Source organism: Mycobacteroides sp. H003, assembly GCF_001440135.1.
GTDB lineage: Bacteria > Actinomycetota > Actinomycetes > Mycobacteriales > Mycobacteriaceae > Mycobacterium > Mycobacterium gwanakae.
In genome coordinates, this window is the sequence record NZ_LJYL01000034.1 from 361,756 (window position 1) to 376,503 (window position 14,748).

Below are 14,748 nucleotides of genomic sequence, written 5' to 3' on the forward strand. Positions count from 1 at the left end.
GGAGGCCCCCGGCATGTCACCCGACTCATACAAGAGCGCCGAATACATCGAGTTGGCCGAGCAGTACGGCGCACACAACTATGCGCCGCTACCGGTCGTCGCCCACCGCGCCGAGGGCGCGTGGATCGAAGACGTGGACGGCAAGCGCTATCTGGATTGTCTGGCCGCCTACTCGGCGGTGAACTTCGGCCACGGCAACCCCGAGATTCTCGCGGCCGCCCACGCTCAGCTCGACACGGTGACCCTGGTAAGCCGGGCATTTCATTCGGATCGTCTCGGCAGGTTCTGTCGCGACCTCGCCCGCCTCTGCGGCAAGGGCATGGTGCTGCCGATGAACACCGGGGCCGAGGCGGTGGAAAGTGGCATCAAGGTCGCCCGTAAATGGGGCACCGACGTCAAGGGAGTGCCCGCCGGACAGGCCAACATCGTGGTGGCTCACAACAACTTCCACGGCCGGACCATCAGCATCGTAAGTTTCTCCTCCGACGAGACGGCGCGCGGCGGATTTGGCCCGTTCACACCCGGCTTCCGCATGGTGCCGTTCGGCGACATCGCTGCGCTGGCACGGGCGATCGACGACAACACCGTCGCCGTCCTGCTCGAACCGGTTCAGGGCGAGGCCGGCATCATCATTCCGCCCGACGACTACCTGCCCGCGGTCCGCGCAATGTGCACCGAGAACAATGTGCTGTTCATCGCCGACGAGATCCAGGCCGGGCTCGCGCGCACCGGCAAGATGTTCGCGTGTGACCACTGGAACGTGGTCCCGGACGTCTACCTACTGGGTAAGGCGCTGGGCGGTGGCGTGGTCCCTGTCTCCGCCGTGGTCGCCGACGTCGACGTGCTTGGCGTGCTGCATCCAGGCGAACACGGCTCCACCTTCGGTGGAAATCCGTTGGCCGCAGCCATCGGATCGACAGTCGTGGCAATCCTCGAGCGTGGTGAGTTCCAGCGGCGGGCGGCGGTTCACGGTGGGCATCTGCGACGACGCCTGGATGCTCTGATCGGCCACGGCGTCACCGAGGTGCGTTCACTGGGGCTGTGGGCCGGGGTCGACATCGATCCGAATCTGGCAACCGGAAGACAAATCAGTCTGCGCATGGCAGAGTGTGGCGTCTTAGTGAAGGACACGCATGGCGCGACTCTCCGGTTTGCACCACCCCTTGTCATCACCGAGGACGAAATCGATTGGGCAATAGACCAGTTCGCTGATGCGCTGGCCAAAAGCCGGTAGGTTTCGCCCGGCCCCAGGAGGCACAATGGCACCCTCGTCACCCAGCCTTGCCCAGCAGCTGCTGCGGCGCCGTCCCACGTCGGGGGCTCCCACTGCCCACGGCGCCGGCGGGCATCTGAGGCAATCGATGGGGACATTCCAACTCACCATGATCGGCGTCGGCGCCACGGTGGGCACCGGAATCTTCTTCATCTTGGCCGAATCCGTGCCCAAGGCAGGCCCCGCGGTGATGGCCTCGTTCCTGGTCGCTGGTCTCGCCGCAGGACTGGCAGCGCTCTGCTATGCCGAGTTGGCCTCCGCGGTACCGGTATCGGGTTCCTCGTTCTCCTACGCGTACACCACGTTGGGCGAGCTGGCAGCGATGGTGGTGGCCGCCTGTCTGCTGCTGGAGTACGGCGTATCAGCGGCCGCGGTCGCGGTGGGCTGGAGCCAGTACCTCGACAAGCTTCTGGTCAATGTCTTCGGATCGCATCTGCCGCACGCGATCAGCGCCGCCCCCTGGGACAACGTCGATCCGGGAGTGCCGCATGCCTGGCTCAACCTGCCGGCCGTGGTCCTGATTGTCATGTGCGCGATCCTGCTCATCCGTGGAACCAGTGAGTCCGCACTCGTGAACACGGTCATGGTGCTGCTCAAACTCGCCGTTCTGACGGTCTTCGCGATCATCGCGTTCACCGCGTTTCAGGCGGGTAACTTCTCCGACTTCGCGCCGTTCGGCGTCAGCGGTATCGGCGCCGCAGCCGGAACGATCTTCTTCACCTATGTCGGGTTGGACACGGTGTCCACCGCCGGCGAGGAAGTGAAGGACCCGCAACGCACGATGCCGCGCGCGCTCATCGCCGCACTCCTCATCGTCACCGCCTTCTACCTCGTGGTCGCCCTCGCCGCACTCGGCGCACAGCCGTGGCGGGAGTTCGAGGGACAGTCCGCCGGCCTGGCCCTGATTCTGGACAAGGTCACCGGAAGTACCTCTGCCAGTACCTTCCTCGCGGTCGGCGCGGTCATTTCGATCTTCTCGATCACCCTGGTCTCGATGTACGGCCAGACCCGCATCCTGTTCGCCATCGGCCGCGACGGCCTGCTGCCCTCGGTCTTCGCACAGGTCAATCCCCGCACGTTGACACCGGTGAACAACACGATCATCGTCGCGATCGTCGTGGGCCTCATGGCCGCCTTCGTACCGCTGAACAGCCTCGCGAACATGGTGTCGATCGGCACCCTCACCGCCTTCATCGTGGTGTCGATCGGTGTCATCATCCTGCGGATCCGAGAACCCGAGCTGCCGCGCGCCTTCCGTGTTCCCGGCTACCCGGTCACTCCGGTTCTCGCCGTGATCGCCTGCGGTTACATCCTGTTCAGCCTGCCCTGGGTCACCTGGATCGCGTTCGGGTCATGGGTTGCCGTGGTGCTGGTGTTCTACCTGGTGTGGGGACGGCACCACAGCGCGCTGAACGACGCACCCAACGACCCAGCCGAACTGCCCGAGAAGGAACCGGTATGACCGTCGTCGTCGGATATCTCTCGGGCAAGGGCGGCAAGGGCGCCCTGCACCTGGCTGTCGAATCTGCCCGCGTTCTGGAGACCTCCCTGACAGTCACCACCGTGGTACCGAAGCCGTGGACCACACTGTCGAAAGCCAAGATCGACGCCGAGTACGCGCAATGGGCTCAGAAACTCTCCGACGATTCGAAGTCCGAGGCCGCTGCGTATCTTGAAAAGATCAGCGCCGGAATCGATGTCACATTCCACAACGTGGCTCATCGCTCGGTGTCCGGCGGGCTGCTGGAAGCGGTGGAGGCCTCTGACGCGGATGTACTCGTCGTGGGCTCCGCCTCGGAAGGAAGCCTCGGGCAAGTCGTACTGGGCTCGACCGGGGACCGGCTGTTGCACTCCTCCCCCGTCCCCCTGGCCATCAGCCCCCGCGGTTACCGCGGTTCGAAGGCTGGCACGGTCAGCCGGGTCACCTGCGGATACCCGGGCACAGAGGATGCGGTTGACGTTGTACACCAAGCGGTTCGGCTGACACAACGTCTGCACGCGCCGTTGCGCGTGGTCACCTTCGCCGTACGCGGCCGCACCATGCTGACGGCCGGGGTGGGCCCCGAGGCCGAGGACGCGGTGCTCGCCAGCTGGGTCGCCCAGTCCGAAGAGGCGCTGGCCGGACTGCGTCAGGACGGAGTGATCGAATCCGAGGTCGAGCTCAAGGTCGTCACCGGCGACAGCTGGGACGACGCCTTGGACAACGCCGAGTGGCTCGACGGCGAGCTATTGGTGCTCGGCAGCCGCCCCCACAGCACGGTTGCCCGCGTCTTCCTGGGGTCCCGCGCAACCAAGATCGTCAGGCACAGCCCGGTTCCCGTCGTGGTGATGCCAGGCTAGAGCTGTCTCAGTAGGTCAGGTGCCCCTTGTCGACGGGCACCTGAGCACCGGCCAACGTGCCGGAGGCGTCGCCCGCCAGCCACACCACCACATCGGAGATCTCATCGGGCTCGAGCATCTTGGTGGGCGACAACGGCATCGGCGCAATACTCGGCAGATAATTGGGATGTTCGGCCAGTAACTTCATCATGGCATCGCCGGTGATCATCGGCGTGGTCACCCCGTACGGATGGATCGAGTTGACCCGGATACCGTACTCGGCCAGTTCGATCGTCAACGACTTGGTGAGTCCGGTCAGGCCGAACTTCGAGGCGACATAGGCGCCGTTACCCGGAGTGCCCTTGAGCCCGGACACCGAGCTGACGATCACGATCGAACCGCCGTTGCCGGCCTTGATCATCGTCGGCACAACGGCTTTCACGGTCTTCCAGGTGCCGGTGAGGTTGGTGTCGATGACGTCTTCCCACTGCTGGTCGGGCATCTCCCACAACCTGCCCCAGCTGAGCACTCCAGCATTGGCGATGAGGATGTCAATGTGCCCGAACTGGGCAACGGCCTCCTCGACCACACTCTGCAGTGCCGCGCCGTTGCGGACATCGGCCTGCTCGGCGATGATCTTGCGCCCGGCAGCCTCCACGAGCCGCACCGTTTCCTTGAGGTCTTCCGGTGTCGCAGCCTCGTACCCCGCATACTCCGACACGGGGGCACACACGTCGATCGCAACGATGTCCGCGCCCGCCTGGGCCAGCCGGACGGCGTGCTGCCGTCCCTGCCCACGAGCCGCTCCGGTTACGAAGGCCACTTTTCCAGCCAAGGGCTGATCCGCCATGTCTGCTCCTTTGCACTTGAAGCCAGGCTAGCAGCAGCACTAGAACGTGTTCCAGATTCAGGACCGCTCAGCGGACAAATGAACACTGTCATCAGGAAGCGTGAACCACCGCAAGGCGATCGAGGTGCGCGCCATCATCCCCTGGGCCGCGCCATCGGCCTAGAGATCGCCGAGGATCTCCGCACGTTTGGTGTTGTATTCCGCTTCGGACACCAGTGATGCCAGCTTCAACCGATCGAGCTCGGCAAGCCGGTCGGATACGGAGCCACCGGGGCCAGGGTCGGCCGACGAGGCCCGCTCAGCTCCCTCCGTCTTGCGCAGAATGGCGTCAATCTGTTGGCGGACAACCGGATTAGAACGGATGTCCACCACTCCATCGGTGCCAATGCCGTTGGCCTTGAGAACCTTCATGATCTCGAAGAGTGGGCCGGCCTGGCCGGTCAGGTCATACTCGCGGCCCTGCGACGAGCTGGTGAACTTGGCCGGTACCTGACCGCTGAGTAACGCGGTGCGCTGCCAATCGATCTGAAACTGCTCGGTGCCGGGCGCGACGAGCACAACGAGCTTGCCGCGCGAGAGGGCAGGTACCTGCAGCACCGACACCCGGGTCCTCGTCTCGGCGCGGAACGGGGTGATCCCGTCCCCGTGCACCTGAAGCGTCAGCTTGATGACCGGCTGATCGTTGACCCTCATGCCGGTCTCATTGGCCGCAATTACGTCGGCAAGCGCGAGAATTCCGTTGGCCTCCAATAGCTTACGCGCCTCATCGGCTCGAGTGAAGACCAGCGTCAGCACGAACGCCAACACCACGATCCCAATGGTGATACCGACGCCGCTGTACAGCATCCAACTCGTCGCGGGTTGGTCGATCACGTAATACATCACGATGAATATCGGCCCGACGATCCCGCAGATCAACGAGAAGGCCAGGATTTTCAGAAAGCGTCCGACCACGTTCATGGCGCTCATCATCCTCCACCTGCGCGGCATCTTGTGCGGGATCCAGCCAGCCCCTAATATTGGCAATACATGTTGTCAACGATGCCGACATTGCTGGATAGGAGGCATTCACCATGCCCAAGCTCACCGCCGTCGACAGCCCGTCGGCCCGCGATCCCCATCCGTACGACTACTACCACCGGCCGGGCATGGATCTACGCCCAATTCCCGAGGGCAAGAACGAGTTCGGCTGGATCTGGCGTCACTGCCGACACGTGCTGTTCGACAACTGGTTCGACGTCGAAGACGACGTCACCCCCACGCCACTGACCCGCCTGTTCGACGATCACATGTGGCAAGGCGACGAGCTGATGGATGCCGTGGTGGCCATGTTCGAACGGATGGGCTCGGCACGCGCACGCCCCCTGTTCGAGCAGGCCATCACCGATGGCATTGATTCCCTGGACGACCCGCCGGACGAACTGCGCGCCCTTCTGGAGGACGCATACCGAGTGCCCGAATGGTGGGACCCCGACAAGGCGGAACGTGGACGACAACGGCTGTATCGGACCACCGTCCCCACCTTCCTCATCATGGCCACATTCGGTGTATTCGACACCGTCATGAACTCCGATGTTTCGACATCGACAGGCGCCACCGGAAGATTCCGCGACCAGGGTCCGCAACGACAGATCGAGACCGGCAGGTTCTTCGCCACCCTGTTCGATCGGGATGCCATGCGGCCCGGGTCACCACAGATGAAGCTGACCCTACGCGTGCGGCTTGTACATTCGTTGGCCCGCAAGGGCCTTCGATCCGCATGGGGTCCAGATAACTATGCGAGATTTGGTGCGCCGATTCCCAACTCGTCAATGTGCGGATTCATCGAGGCCGGGGCGCTGGGTGGATTGGTGCTCGACCAACGATTCGGCCGACCGTGCACACTCAAGGAGATCGATGATGTGTGGCACTACATGTCTCGATGGGCGTTGTTATTCGGCGTGACAGAGACGTTGTGCCCCAAGTCTGGCATCGAGGCGATGCACAACCTCGACTACCTGCTGGCACGATCCGGCGAAGCATCGAAATGGCGAGTGGAACTTGTGGAAGTCCTGTCCTCGCTGACTACCGGCGGGTTCCAGAACCGAATAGGCGACCTGCTGTATTCGACCGTCATCGGCGGTCCCGGTTCGGTTCTCATGGGATCGCAAGCGATGGACGAATTCCTACGCGACACCCAGTTCGAACGGATACCCCATCGACTCCCGGGCACGATCGTCAAAGCCGTCGCGACAGCCGGCGGACATACCGCCGCCATCCGCGATCGGGTACCAGGAATCAACTGGGTCCGCCGTGTCACGTACGGAAGGCTGATACCGAACCCCAGCCTTCTCGTCAACCCGGTCTTCGACGTACTCGAGAAGCTCCACAAGGTCAGCTCCACCTACACGATGCACGACACCAACACCTCCGGGCACGCCTTCGCCAGCTAGCCGCGATGTCCGCTCTTGTGAGCTCTCCCCGCGCGGCCTAATATTGACAATGCACGTTGTCAATGACGTCGACGTCAACAACCAGGAGGTGCCCGGATGCCCGAACTCACCGTGGTCGACAAACCACTGTCTGGCGATCCGCACCCGTTCGACTACTACTTCCGGCCGGGCATGGATCTACGCCCAATTCCCGAGGGCAAGAACGAATTCGGGTGGATCTGGCGCCACTGCCGACACTATTTGTTCGATCCCTGGTTCGACGTCGAGGACGAGGTGACCCCCACCCCGGCGACCCGCCTGTTCGACGATCACATGTGGCAGGGCGACGAGCCGATGGACGCTGTCGCCGAGCTGTTTCACGAGCTCGGGTCCGCTCAGGCCCGGGCACTGTTCGAACAGGCCGTCGAGCATGGCGTCGACAGCCTGGATGATCCTCCCGAGGCGCTGCGCGCACTGTTCGCGGATGCCTACCGCGTGCCGCCATGGTGGGATCCGGCCAAGGCGGAACGGGGCCGGCTGCGGGCGCGCCAGGTGACCACCGCAACCACCGCGGTCATGGCGACCTTCGCGGTATTCGACACCGTCATGAACTCCGATGTGTCCGCAGCCACCGGTGCCACCGGCCGGTTCCGTTATCAGAGCGCCCAACGGCTGGCAGAGACGAATCGGTTCTTCTCCATGATCTTCGACCGTGACGGGTTGGCACCCGGCTCCGAACAGATCAAGCTGACGATGCGCGTTCGTCTGGTGCACGCACTGGCGCGGCGGGGCCTGCGCAGCGCCTGGGGCGAGGACAACTTCGCCGAATACGGCGCTCCCATCTCCAACGCGTCCATGTGCGGATTCATCGAGGCGATGCTCGGCGCGCTCCTTGTCGACTACCGACTCGGAAGATCTTGCACGCTAAGGGAAATCGATGACGTATGGCATTACCTGCTGCGATGGGCGCTGATGTTCGGCGTCACCGAAGACCTGCTGCCACGCACCGGCATCGACGCCATGCGCAATCTGGATTACCTGCTGGCCCGTTCCGGAGATGCCTCGCGTTGGCGCGTCGAGCTGATCGAGGCGCTGGCCACCGGCATATCCGGAGCGCGGACCGGACCCGTCCGGCGCATCTTCGCTGAAGTGCTCGCGGGCCCCGGCAGCATGCTGATGGGACCGGCGGCCATGGACGAATTCTTCCAGGGCACAACCTTCGAAGGGATCAACCATCGCCTGTCGGGCTGGCTGTTCAGCACGGCGGCCGCGGTCAATGCCAACGCATCCGCGGTTTTCGATCGGCTGCCCGGAATCGGCCTGATGCGCAGGCAGTTGGACGCGTTCAATCCCAATCCCAGTGCGGTGAACAACCTTTTCTCGGAGCTGATCGAGAAACGCGCCAAGGTCGCCTCGACGTACACGATGCACGACAACAACACGTCCGGGCACGCCTTCGCCCGCTGACTAATTCTGCCGAGCGGGAATCTCACGAGGTAAATCAGGCCAAATCCCTCGCCAGATTCCCACTCGCCGAACAGAATACGAAAACGGCGCCCACCCCGAAGGGTGAGCGCCGTTTTCTTGGCGTCTTTAGATCACTTGAGGATCTTGGTAACGCGACCCGCGCCGACGGTACGACCGCCCTCACGGATGGCGAAACGCAGACCCTCGTCCATGGCCACCGGCTGGATCAGCTTGACGGAGATGTCGGTGTTGTCACCGGGCATAACCATCTCAGTGCCCTCGGGCAGCGTCACAACACCGGTCACGTCAGTGGTACGGAAGTAGAACTGCGGACGGTAGTTGTTGAAGAACGGCGTGTGGCGGCCGCCCTCGTCCTTGGACAGGATGTAGACGCTGCCCTCGAACTCGGTGTGCGGGGTGGTGGTGCCGGGCTTGACCACAACCTGGCCACGCTCGACGTCCTCACGCTTCACACCACGGACCAGCAGACCGACGTTGTCGCCAGCCTGGCCCTGATCGAGCAGCTTGCGGAACATCTCAACACCGGTGACGGTCGTCTTGGTGGTGGTGTCCTTGATGCCGACGATCTCGACGTCCTCGTTCACGTTGATCACGCCACGCTCGACACGACCGGTCACCACGGTGCCACGACCGGTGATGGTGAACACGTCCTCGACGGGCATCAGGAACGGCTTGTCGGTCTCGCGAACCGGGTCCGGGATCGACTCGTCAACCGCGTCCATCAGATCGGCAACGGTCTTGCCCCACTCGGCGTCGCCCTCGAGCGCCTTCAGCGCCGAGACACGCACCACGGGAGCGTTGTCGCCGTCGAAGTCCTGGCTGCTCAGCAGCTCACGAACTTCCATCTCGACGAGCTCGAGGAGCTCCTCGTCGTCCACCATGTCGGACTTGTTCAGCGCGACCAGGATGTAGGGCACACCGACCTGACGAGCGAGCAGCACGTGCTCGCGAGTCTGCGGCATGGGGCCGTCCGTCGCGGCGACCACCAGGATCGCGCCGTCCATCTGGGCGGCACCGGTGATCATGTTCTTGATGTAGTCAGCGTGACCGGGGGCGTCAACGTGTGCGTAGTGACGCTTCTCGGTCTGGTACTCCACGTGCGAGATGTTGATCGTGATACCACGAGCCTTCTCTTCGGGAGCGTTGTCGATCTGGTCGAAGGCCGACGCCTCGTTCAAATCGGGGTACTTGTCATGCAGCACCTTGGTGATAGCTGCAGTGAGAGTGGTCTTGCCGTGGTCAACGTGACCGATGGTCCCGATGTTGACGTGCGGCTTCGTCCGCTCGAACTTCGCCTTCGCCACTTGTGTCCTCCTGGACTCTTGTTGTTGTTACTTACAGTGTTGCGCCAGGGGCGCGGTGCTCCGGCGGACTATTCGCCCGTTGCCTTCGCGATGATCTCCTTCGACACGTTCGCCGGAACTTCGGCGTACGAGTCAAACACCATGGAGTAGTTAGCCCGGCCCTGGGTCTTCGACCGAAGGTCGCCGACGTAGCCGAACATCTCCGACAGCGGAACCTGTGCCTTGACGACACGAGCACCGCTGCGCTCCTCCATAGCCTGGATCTGGCCACGGCGGGAGTTCAGGTCGCCGATCACATCACCCATGTAGTCCTCGGGGGTGGTGACCTCGACAGCCATGATCGGCTCGAGGATGACCGGCTGGGCCGACTGGGCGGCCTTCTTCAGAGCCTGCGAACCGGCGATCTTGAACGCCATTTCCGACGAGTCAACGTCGTGGTACGCACCGTCGAGCAGGGTGACCTTGATGTTCACCAGCGGGTAGCCGGCCAGGATGCCGTATTGCATGGCGTCCTGCGCACCGGCATCCACCGACGGGATGTACTCGCGCGGAACGCGTCCACCGGTGACCTTGTTCGAGAACTCGTAGGTGGCGCCGTCCTCGGCATCCACCAGCGGCTCGAGGCTGATGATCACCTTCGCGAACTGGCCCGATCCACCCGTCTGCTTCTTGTGGGTGAATTCGACGTTCTCGACCGTCTTGCGGATCGTCTCGCGGTAGGCCACCTGCGGCTTACCGACGTTGGCCTCGACCTTGAACTCGCGGCGCATGCGGTCCACCAGGATGTCCAAGTGGAGCTCGCCCATGCCACCGATGATCGTCTGACCGGTCTCCTGGTCCAGCTTGACCTTGAAGGTCGGATCCTCTTCGGCCAGCTTCTGGATCGCGGTGCCCAGCTTCTCCTGGTCGCTCTTGGTCTTCGGCTCGATGGCCACCTGGATAACCGGATCCGGGAAGGTCATCGACTCCAGCACGATCTGGTTGTTCGGATCGCACAGGGTGTCACCGGTGGTGGTGTCCTTGAGACCGATGACCGCGTAGATGTGGCCCGCGGCGGCGGACTCGACCGGGTTCTCCTTGTTGGAGTGCATCTGGAACAGCTTGCCCAGACGCTCCTTCTTGCCCTTGGTGGAGTTGACCACCTGAGCACCGGAGTCGACCTTGCCCGAGTACACACGGATGTAGATCAGCTTGCCGAAGAACGGGTGGGTGGCCACCTTGAACGCCAGCGCACTGAACGGCTCGGAGGTGTTGGGCTCACGCGTGATGAGCTCTTCCTCCTTGCCCGGGACATGACCGGTGGTGGCACCGACGTCCAGCGGCGACGGCAGGTAATCGATGACCGCGTCGAGCATGGGCTGTACGCCCTTGTTCTTGAACGCGCTACCGCACAGCACCGGGTAGGCCTCGGACGTGATGGTCAGCTTGCGGATCGCAGCCTTGATCTCGTCGATGGTCAGCTCTTCGCCGCCCAGGTACTTCTCCAGCAGCTCTTCATCGGTCTCGGCAACGGCCTCGAGCAGCGCTGCGCGGTACTCGTCGGCCTTGTCCTTGAGCTCGGCGGGGATCTCTACGGTCTCGTAGCTCTCGCCCATCTTGGTCTCGCCACGCCACACCTTGGCGTTCATCTCGACCAGGTCGATGATGCCTTCGAAGTCGTTCTCGGCACCGATCGGCAGCTGGATGGGCAGCGCGCGCGCACCGAGGCGATCCTCGATGGTCTTCACCGTGAAGTAGAAGTCGGCGCCCAGCTTGTCCATCTTGTTGACGAAACAGATACGCGGAACGTCGTAGCGGTCGGCCTGACGCCACACCTGCTCGGACTGCGGCTCCACGCCCTCTTTGCCATCGAAAACCGCGACGGCACCGTCGAGGACACGCAGGTTGCGCTCCACCTCAACGGTGAAGTCGACGTGCCCAGGGGTGTCGATGATGTTGAGCTGGTTTTCTTTCCAGTAAGCGGTCGTCGCGGCCGACGTGATGGTGATGCCGCGCTCCTGCTCCTGCTCCATCCAGTCCATGGTGGCTGCGCCGTCGTGGACCTCACCGATCTTGTACGTGATACCGGTGTAGAAGAGGATGCGTTCGGTCGTGGTGGTCTTGCCGGCATCGATGTGGGCCATGATGCCGAAGTTGCGGACCTTGTTCAGGTCGGTCAGCACTTCCTGTGCCACAGAAGTTTCCGCTCTTTCGCTTCGAATTTGGGGATGGACGAACTGGGCGGGCCTCGCCGTGAAGTGAGGCCCGTCAGATCACCAGCGGTAGTGCGCGAACGCCCGGTTGGCCTCGGCCATCTTGTGGACATCCTCGCGGCGCTTCACCGATGCGCCCAGGCCATTGCTGGCGTCCAGGATCTCGTTGGCAAGCCGCTCGACCATGGTCTTCTCACGACGAGCGCGCGAGAAGCTCACCAGCCAGCGCAGGGCCAGGGTGGTGGAGCGATCAGGACGCACCTCGACCGGCACCTGGTAGGTGGCACCACCGACGCGACGGCTGCGCACCTCGAGGGCGGGCTTCACGTTGTCCATGGCGCGCTTGAGGGTGACGACCGGATCGGTGCCGGTCTTGTCCCGGGCCTGCTCCAGGGCGCCGTAAACGATGCGCTCGGCGATGGACTTCTTGCCATCGAGCAGCACCTTGTTGACGAGCTGGGTAACCAGCTGCGAACTGTAAACCGGGTCGTTGACCAGGGGGCGCGACGGCGCGGGTCCCTTACGCGGCATTAGCTCTTCTCCTTCTTGGCGCCGTAGCGGCTGCGAGCCTGCTTGCGGTTCTTGACTCCCTGGGTGTCCAGCGAGCCGCGGATGATCTTGTAGCGCACACCGGGGAGGTCCTTCACACGACCACCGCGCACGAGCACCATCGAGTGCTCCTGCAGGTTGTGGCCCTCACCCGGGATGTAAGCGGTGACCTCCACCGCGCTGGTCAGCCGCACACGGGCCACCTTCCGCAGCGCCGAGTTCGGCTTCTTCGGGGTGGTGGTGTAGACGCGGGTGCACACGCCACGGCGCTGCGGGCTGCCCTTAAGGGCCGCGGTCTTCACCTTGGCGATCTTGTCCCGGCGACCCTTACGGACCAGCTGGTTGATGGTTGGCATGTACCGGCTTTCTGTCTCTAGCTACTACTGGGCTCTAGCACTGCGAGCCCATATGAAGGCCCTGTTGTCCTGCGGTTTTCGCCCGTATCGGTATCCCGAGGCCGGGCGTGTCGCACGCACCGCGGCCGCGAAGAAAAACTCCTTCACCCTCTGGGCATGCGAATTGACCTGGCGCCCTATCTGACCCCCGCTGGGTAACCCAGTGGTGGCCATCGGCCAGGCACAGCGCCCTACCATACCAGGGCTGATCACGGTGAGACAAACTCGCCTACCAGCGACAAAGCGCAGGTCATCGACAACTCACCGATGCGCGGGCAACTTGCCTACTTGCGCTCGGCAAGACCCGACGCGAAGCGGTGCACCATCTCCGTAAACGCGACATCGGGATCCATCTCGATGCCCGCCATGAAGCCCGTCATCTCCAACATGACGAAGCCGTGCATCGCGGCCCACAGCTCGACGCCCGCATGGAAGGCGGTGTCCTCATTGAGCCCGTAGACGCCGATGGCCTCGGTCGCGGGCTTGGCCAGCTCGCGTGCGTCGATGGTCGGACGGTTCACGGCGTCCAGGAACGGCATCCTGGTCAGTGCGGCATATCTACCGGGGTGGTGGTGTGCGTAACTGCGGTACGCGCCGGCCATCGCCAGGATCGCGTCCTCGCTGGTGCGCCCCGAGCTCACGGTGTGCAGCATGCCCACGATCTCGGCCAATACCCGGTCACGCACCTCGTGGCGCAGATCATCAAGGCTGTCCACATGGTTATAGAGCGAGGGACCCTTCGTGCCGAGCTCGACGGCCAACGCGTTGATCGTCAGCGCATCCCAGCCGGCCCGATCCAGGAAGGACAAGGCGGCGTTGATGACCGTGTCGCGGTTGAGCCGTGTTGCCCGCGCAGAGTTCCTGCGGTGCGCGGTTGCGGGCTCGGTCGTCACGTGTGGTCCACCTTCTGGGGGTGAGTCGTTCTAGTGCAGTGCTCTTTGGTGCGGCCTTGTGGAGCAGATGGCCTGCTATGACCCTATCTCCCCCATCGTCACCTTTGTGTTTGTCAGCCCATCGAGTCTGTCGTGGCGCCCGGTGCCTTATTCTCATCGGGTGACCTGGACGCTGAAATGACACACGTTCTAGTTTCCGTGGGGCAGCGAGCGCTGGTCGCCGTCCTGGCGACCGCCGGCATCGCCGCGTTGGCGAGTTCGTCGGCGGGCCGTTCGGACCTCGCAGACAACATTCGCCTGGTGAAGAACGGCGACACCCACATCACCCAGTACGGGCTCGTGACCACTATCGATTGCAGCGATTCGACCGTCTTTGTGAACGGGTCGCAGAACGTCATCACCGCTCTCGGCAGCTGCTACGCCATCTCAGTGCAGGGGTCCTCCAACACGATCATCGCCGACAACGTGGTCAACGACATCACTGTCTACGGCTTCAACCAGAAGGTCCTCTACAAGTCCGGTGAACCGGCAGTCATCGATCGCGGGCGCGAGCTGGGCATGATGAATTTCATCGACCGCATTCCCGGCTAACCCCCTGCCGTCATCCAAAACTCCGGATAATCGATGTCATGTCCCGCCATCATGTGGTCCTGGCCCTGGCCCTCGTCGCCCTCGGACTGACGGGCTGCGGTGCCATCAAACCGGGTTCGAGCAATCCGACGCCCGGCACCTGGACTCCGCCGTCCACCTCGGCCTCGTCCAGCCCCTCCACACCGAACTCTGCCAAGGTCGATATCGGGGATGAGACGGTGATCGGGTACTTCGGCCAAACCACGACCGCCGCGTGCGACGAGGGCAAGCGCCTGAACATCACGGGCGCGAACAACACCCTCACCATCACCGGCACCTGTGACAAGGTCACCGTCTCGGGTTTCTCGAACACCGTCACGTTCGACGAGCTGAAAACCGAAGTGACGGTGACCGGCTACGGGAACAAGCTGACCTACAAGACGGGCGAACCCAAGGTCAACAACTACGGAAGCAACAACACCATTCAGAAGGCTTCCTAGCCAC

General features: G+C 63.3%; 14 protein-coding genes. 7 read left to right on the top strand and 7 right to left on the bottom strand.

Annotated features, from left to right (window positions below; translation table 11 throughout):
• The first annotated feature begins 13 nt into the window (after positions 1 to 13).
• Genes rocD through AOT87_RS21885 form a run of 3 tightly spaced genes read left to right on the top strand, consistent with a single transcriptional unit; the run spans position 14 to position 3,613 of the window.
• Positions 14 to 1,234: an ornithine--oxo-acid transaminase gene (gene rocD, locus AOT87_RS21875; RefSeq protein WP_030096674.1), complete on the top strand. Its 1,221-nt coding sequence runs from the start codon at positions 14 to 16 to the stop codon at positions 1,232 to 1,234.
• Positions 1,235 to 1,259: 25 nt separating this feature from the next.
• A complete protein-coding gene (locus AOT87_RS21880) occupies positions 1,260 to 2,735 on the top strand; it encodes an amino acid permease (protein ID WP_057967454.1) in 1,476 nt (491 codons plus the stop codon).
• Positions 2,732 to 3,613 (top strand): universal stress protein, encoded by an 882-nt coding sequence (locus AOT87_RS21885; protein WP_030096672.1) that lies wholly within the window; start codon positions 2,732 to 2,734, stop codon positions 3,611 to 3,613. Before AOT87_RS21880 ends, AOT87_RS21885 begins: the two co-directional genes overlap by 4 nt.
• Before the next feature lie 7 nt (positions 3,614 to 3,620).
• Here the strand turns inward: AOT87_RS21885 and AOT87_RS21890 are convergent, their stop codons facing one another.
• Both AOT87_RS21890 and AOT87_RS21895 read right to left on the bottom strand, forming a co-directional pair.
• Positions 3,621 to 4,442, bottom strand: coding sequence for a mycofactocin-coupled SDR family oxidoreductase (locus tag AOT87_RS21890; RefSeq protein WP_057967453.1), 822 nt, complete (start codon positions 4,440 to 4,442; stop codon positions 3,621 to 3,623).
• A gap of 159 nt (positions 4,443 to 4,601) precedes the next feature.
• Complete coding sequence (locus AOT87_RS21895; RefSeq protein ID WP_070940610.1) at positions 4,602 to 5,402, bottom strand: SHOCT domain-containing protein; 801 nt, start codon at positions 5,400 to 5,402, stop codon at positions 4,602 to 4,604.
• A 113-nt stretch (positions 5,403 to 5,515) separates the two neighbouring features.
• Here AOT87_RS21895 and AOT87_RS21900 point away from each other — a divergent pair, with 113 nt between their 5' ends.
• Entirely contained in the window at positions 5,516 to 6,874 is a 1,359-nt protein-coding gene (locus AOT87_RS21900; RefSeq protein ID WP_057967451.1) for an oxygenase MpaB family protein, read from the top strand.
• A gap of 96 nt (positions 6,875 to 6,970) precedes the next feature.
• Positions 6,971 to 8,320, top strand: coding sequence for an oxygenase MpaB family protein (locus AOT87_RS21905; protein ID WP_057967450.1), 1,350 nt, complete (start codon positions 6,971 to 6,973; stop codon positions 8,318 to 8,320).
• A gap of 131 nt (positions 8,321 to 8,451) precedes the next feature.
• Here AOT87_RS21905 and tuf read toward each other — a convergent pair whose 3' ends face one another.
• From tuf to AOT87_RS21930, 5 genes are all read right to left on the bottom strand, one after another.
• Positions 8,452 to 9,645, bottom strand: a complete 1,194-nt coding sequence (gene tuf, locus AOT87_RS21910; protein ID WP_030096667.1) for an elongation factor Tu — start codon at positions 9,643 to 9,645, stop codon at positions 8,452 to 8,454.
• Positions 9,646 to 9,713: 68 nt separating this feature from the next.
• On the bottom strand, positions 9,714 to 11,819 hold the full coding sequence (gene fusA, locus AOT87_RS21915) for an elongation factor G (protein WP_030096666.1): 2,106 nt from the start codon (positions 11,817 to 11,819) through the stop codon (positions 9,714 to 9,716).
• 78 nt (positions 11,820 to 11,897) lie between these two features.
• Positions 11,898 to 12,368, bottom strand: a complete 471-nt coding sequence (gene rpsG / locus AOT87_RS21920; RefSeq protein WP_030096665.1) for a 30S ribosomal protein S7 — start codon at positions 12,366 to 12,368, stop codon at positions 11,898 to 11,900.
• A complete protein-coding gene (gene rpsL / locus AOT87_RS21925; RefSeq protein WP_003929602.1) occupies positions 12,368 to 12,742 on the bottom strand; it encodes a 30S ribosomal protein S12 in 375 nt (124 codons plus the stop codon). The genes rpsG and rpsL overlap by 1 nt, the downstream gene beginning before the upstream one ends.
• 323 nt (positions 12,743 to 13,065) lie before the next feature.
• Positions 13,066 to 13,674: a TetR/AcrR family transcriptional regulator gene (locus tag AOT87_RS21930; RefSeq protein ID WP_057967449.1), complete on the bottom strand. Its 609-nt coding sequence runs from the start codon at positions 13,672 to 13,674 to the stop codon at positions 13,066 to 13,068.
• A 177-nt stretch (positions 13,675 to 13,851) separates the two neighbouring features.
• Between AOT87_RS21930 and AOT87_RS21935 the strand changes: the two genes are divergently transcribed.
• Both AOT87_RS21935 and AOT87_RS21940 read left to right on the top strand, forming a co-directional pair.
• Positions 13,852 to 14,265: a DUF3060 domain-containing protein gene (locus AOT87_RS21935; protein ID WP_057967515.1), complete on the top strand. Its 414-nt coding sequence runs from the start codon at positions 13,852 to 13,854 to the stop codon at positions 14,263 to 14,265.
• Positions 14,266 to 14,303: 38 nt separating this feature from the next.
• Complete coding sequence (locus AOT87_RS21940; protein ID WP_057967448.1) at positions 14,304 to 14,744, top strand: DUF3060 domain-containing protein; 441 nt, start codon at positions 14,304 to 14,306, stop codon at positions 14,742 to 14,744.
• The last annotated feature ends 4 nt before the right edge of the window (positions 14,745 to 14,748 follow it).

What these genes read in the sequence shown, in the direction of transcription:
- rocD (WP_030096674.1), top strand. Translation starts at nt 14, where the DNA reads ATGTCACCCGACTCATACAAGAGCGCCGAATACATCGAGTTGGCCGAG.
- AOT87_RS21905 (WP_057967450.1), top strand. Translation starts at nt 6,971, where the DNA reads ATGCCCGAACTCACCGTGGTCGACAAACCACTGTCTGGCGATCCGCAC.
- AOT87_RS21900 (WP_057967451.1), top strand. Translation starts at nt 5,516, where the DNA reads ATGCCCAAGCTCACCGCCGTCGACAGCCCGTCGGCCCGCGATCCCCAT.
- AOT87_RS21880 (WP_057967454.1), top strand. Translation starts at nt 1,260, where the DNA reads ATGGCACCCTCGTCACCCAGCCTTGCCCAGCAGCTGCTGCGGCGCCGT.
- rpsL (WP_003929602.1), bottom strand. Translation starts at nt 12,742, where the DNA reads ATGCCAACCATCAACCAGCTGGTCCGTAAGGGTCGCCGGGACAAGATC.
- AOT87_RS21885 (WP_030096672.1), top strand. Translation starts at nt 2,732, where the DNA reads ATGACCGTCGTCGTCGGATATCTCTCGGGCAAGGGCGGCAAGGGCGCC.
- AOT87_RS21890 (WP_057967453.1), bottom strand. Translation starts at nt 4,442, where the DNA reads ATGGCGGATCAGCCCTTGGCTGGAAAAGTGGCCTTCGTAACCGGAGCG.
- AOT87_RS21895 (WP_070940610.1), bottom strand. Translation starts at nt 5,402, where the DNA reads ATGAACGTGGTCGGACGCTTTCTGAAAATCCTGGCCTTCTCGTTGATC.
- rpsG (WP_030096665.1), bottom strand. Translation starts at nt 12,368, where the DNA reads ATGCCGCGTAAGGGACCCGCGCCGTCGCGCCCCCTGGTCAACGACCCG.
- AOT87_RS21935 (WP_057967515.1), top strand. Translation starts at nt 13,852, where the DNA reads ATGACACACGTTCTAGTTTCCGTGGGGCAGCGAGCGCTGGTCGCCGTC.
- AOT87_RS21940 (WP_057967448.1), top strand. Translation starts at nt 14,304, where the DNA reads ATGTCCCGCCATCATGTGGTCCTGGCCCTGGCCCTCGTCGCCCTCGGA.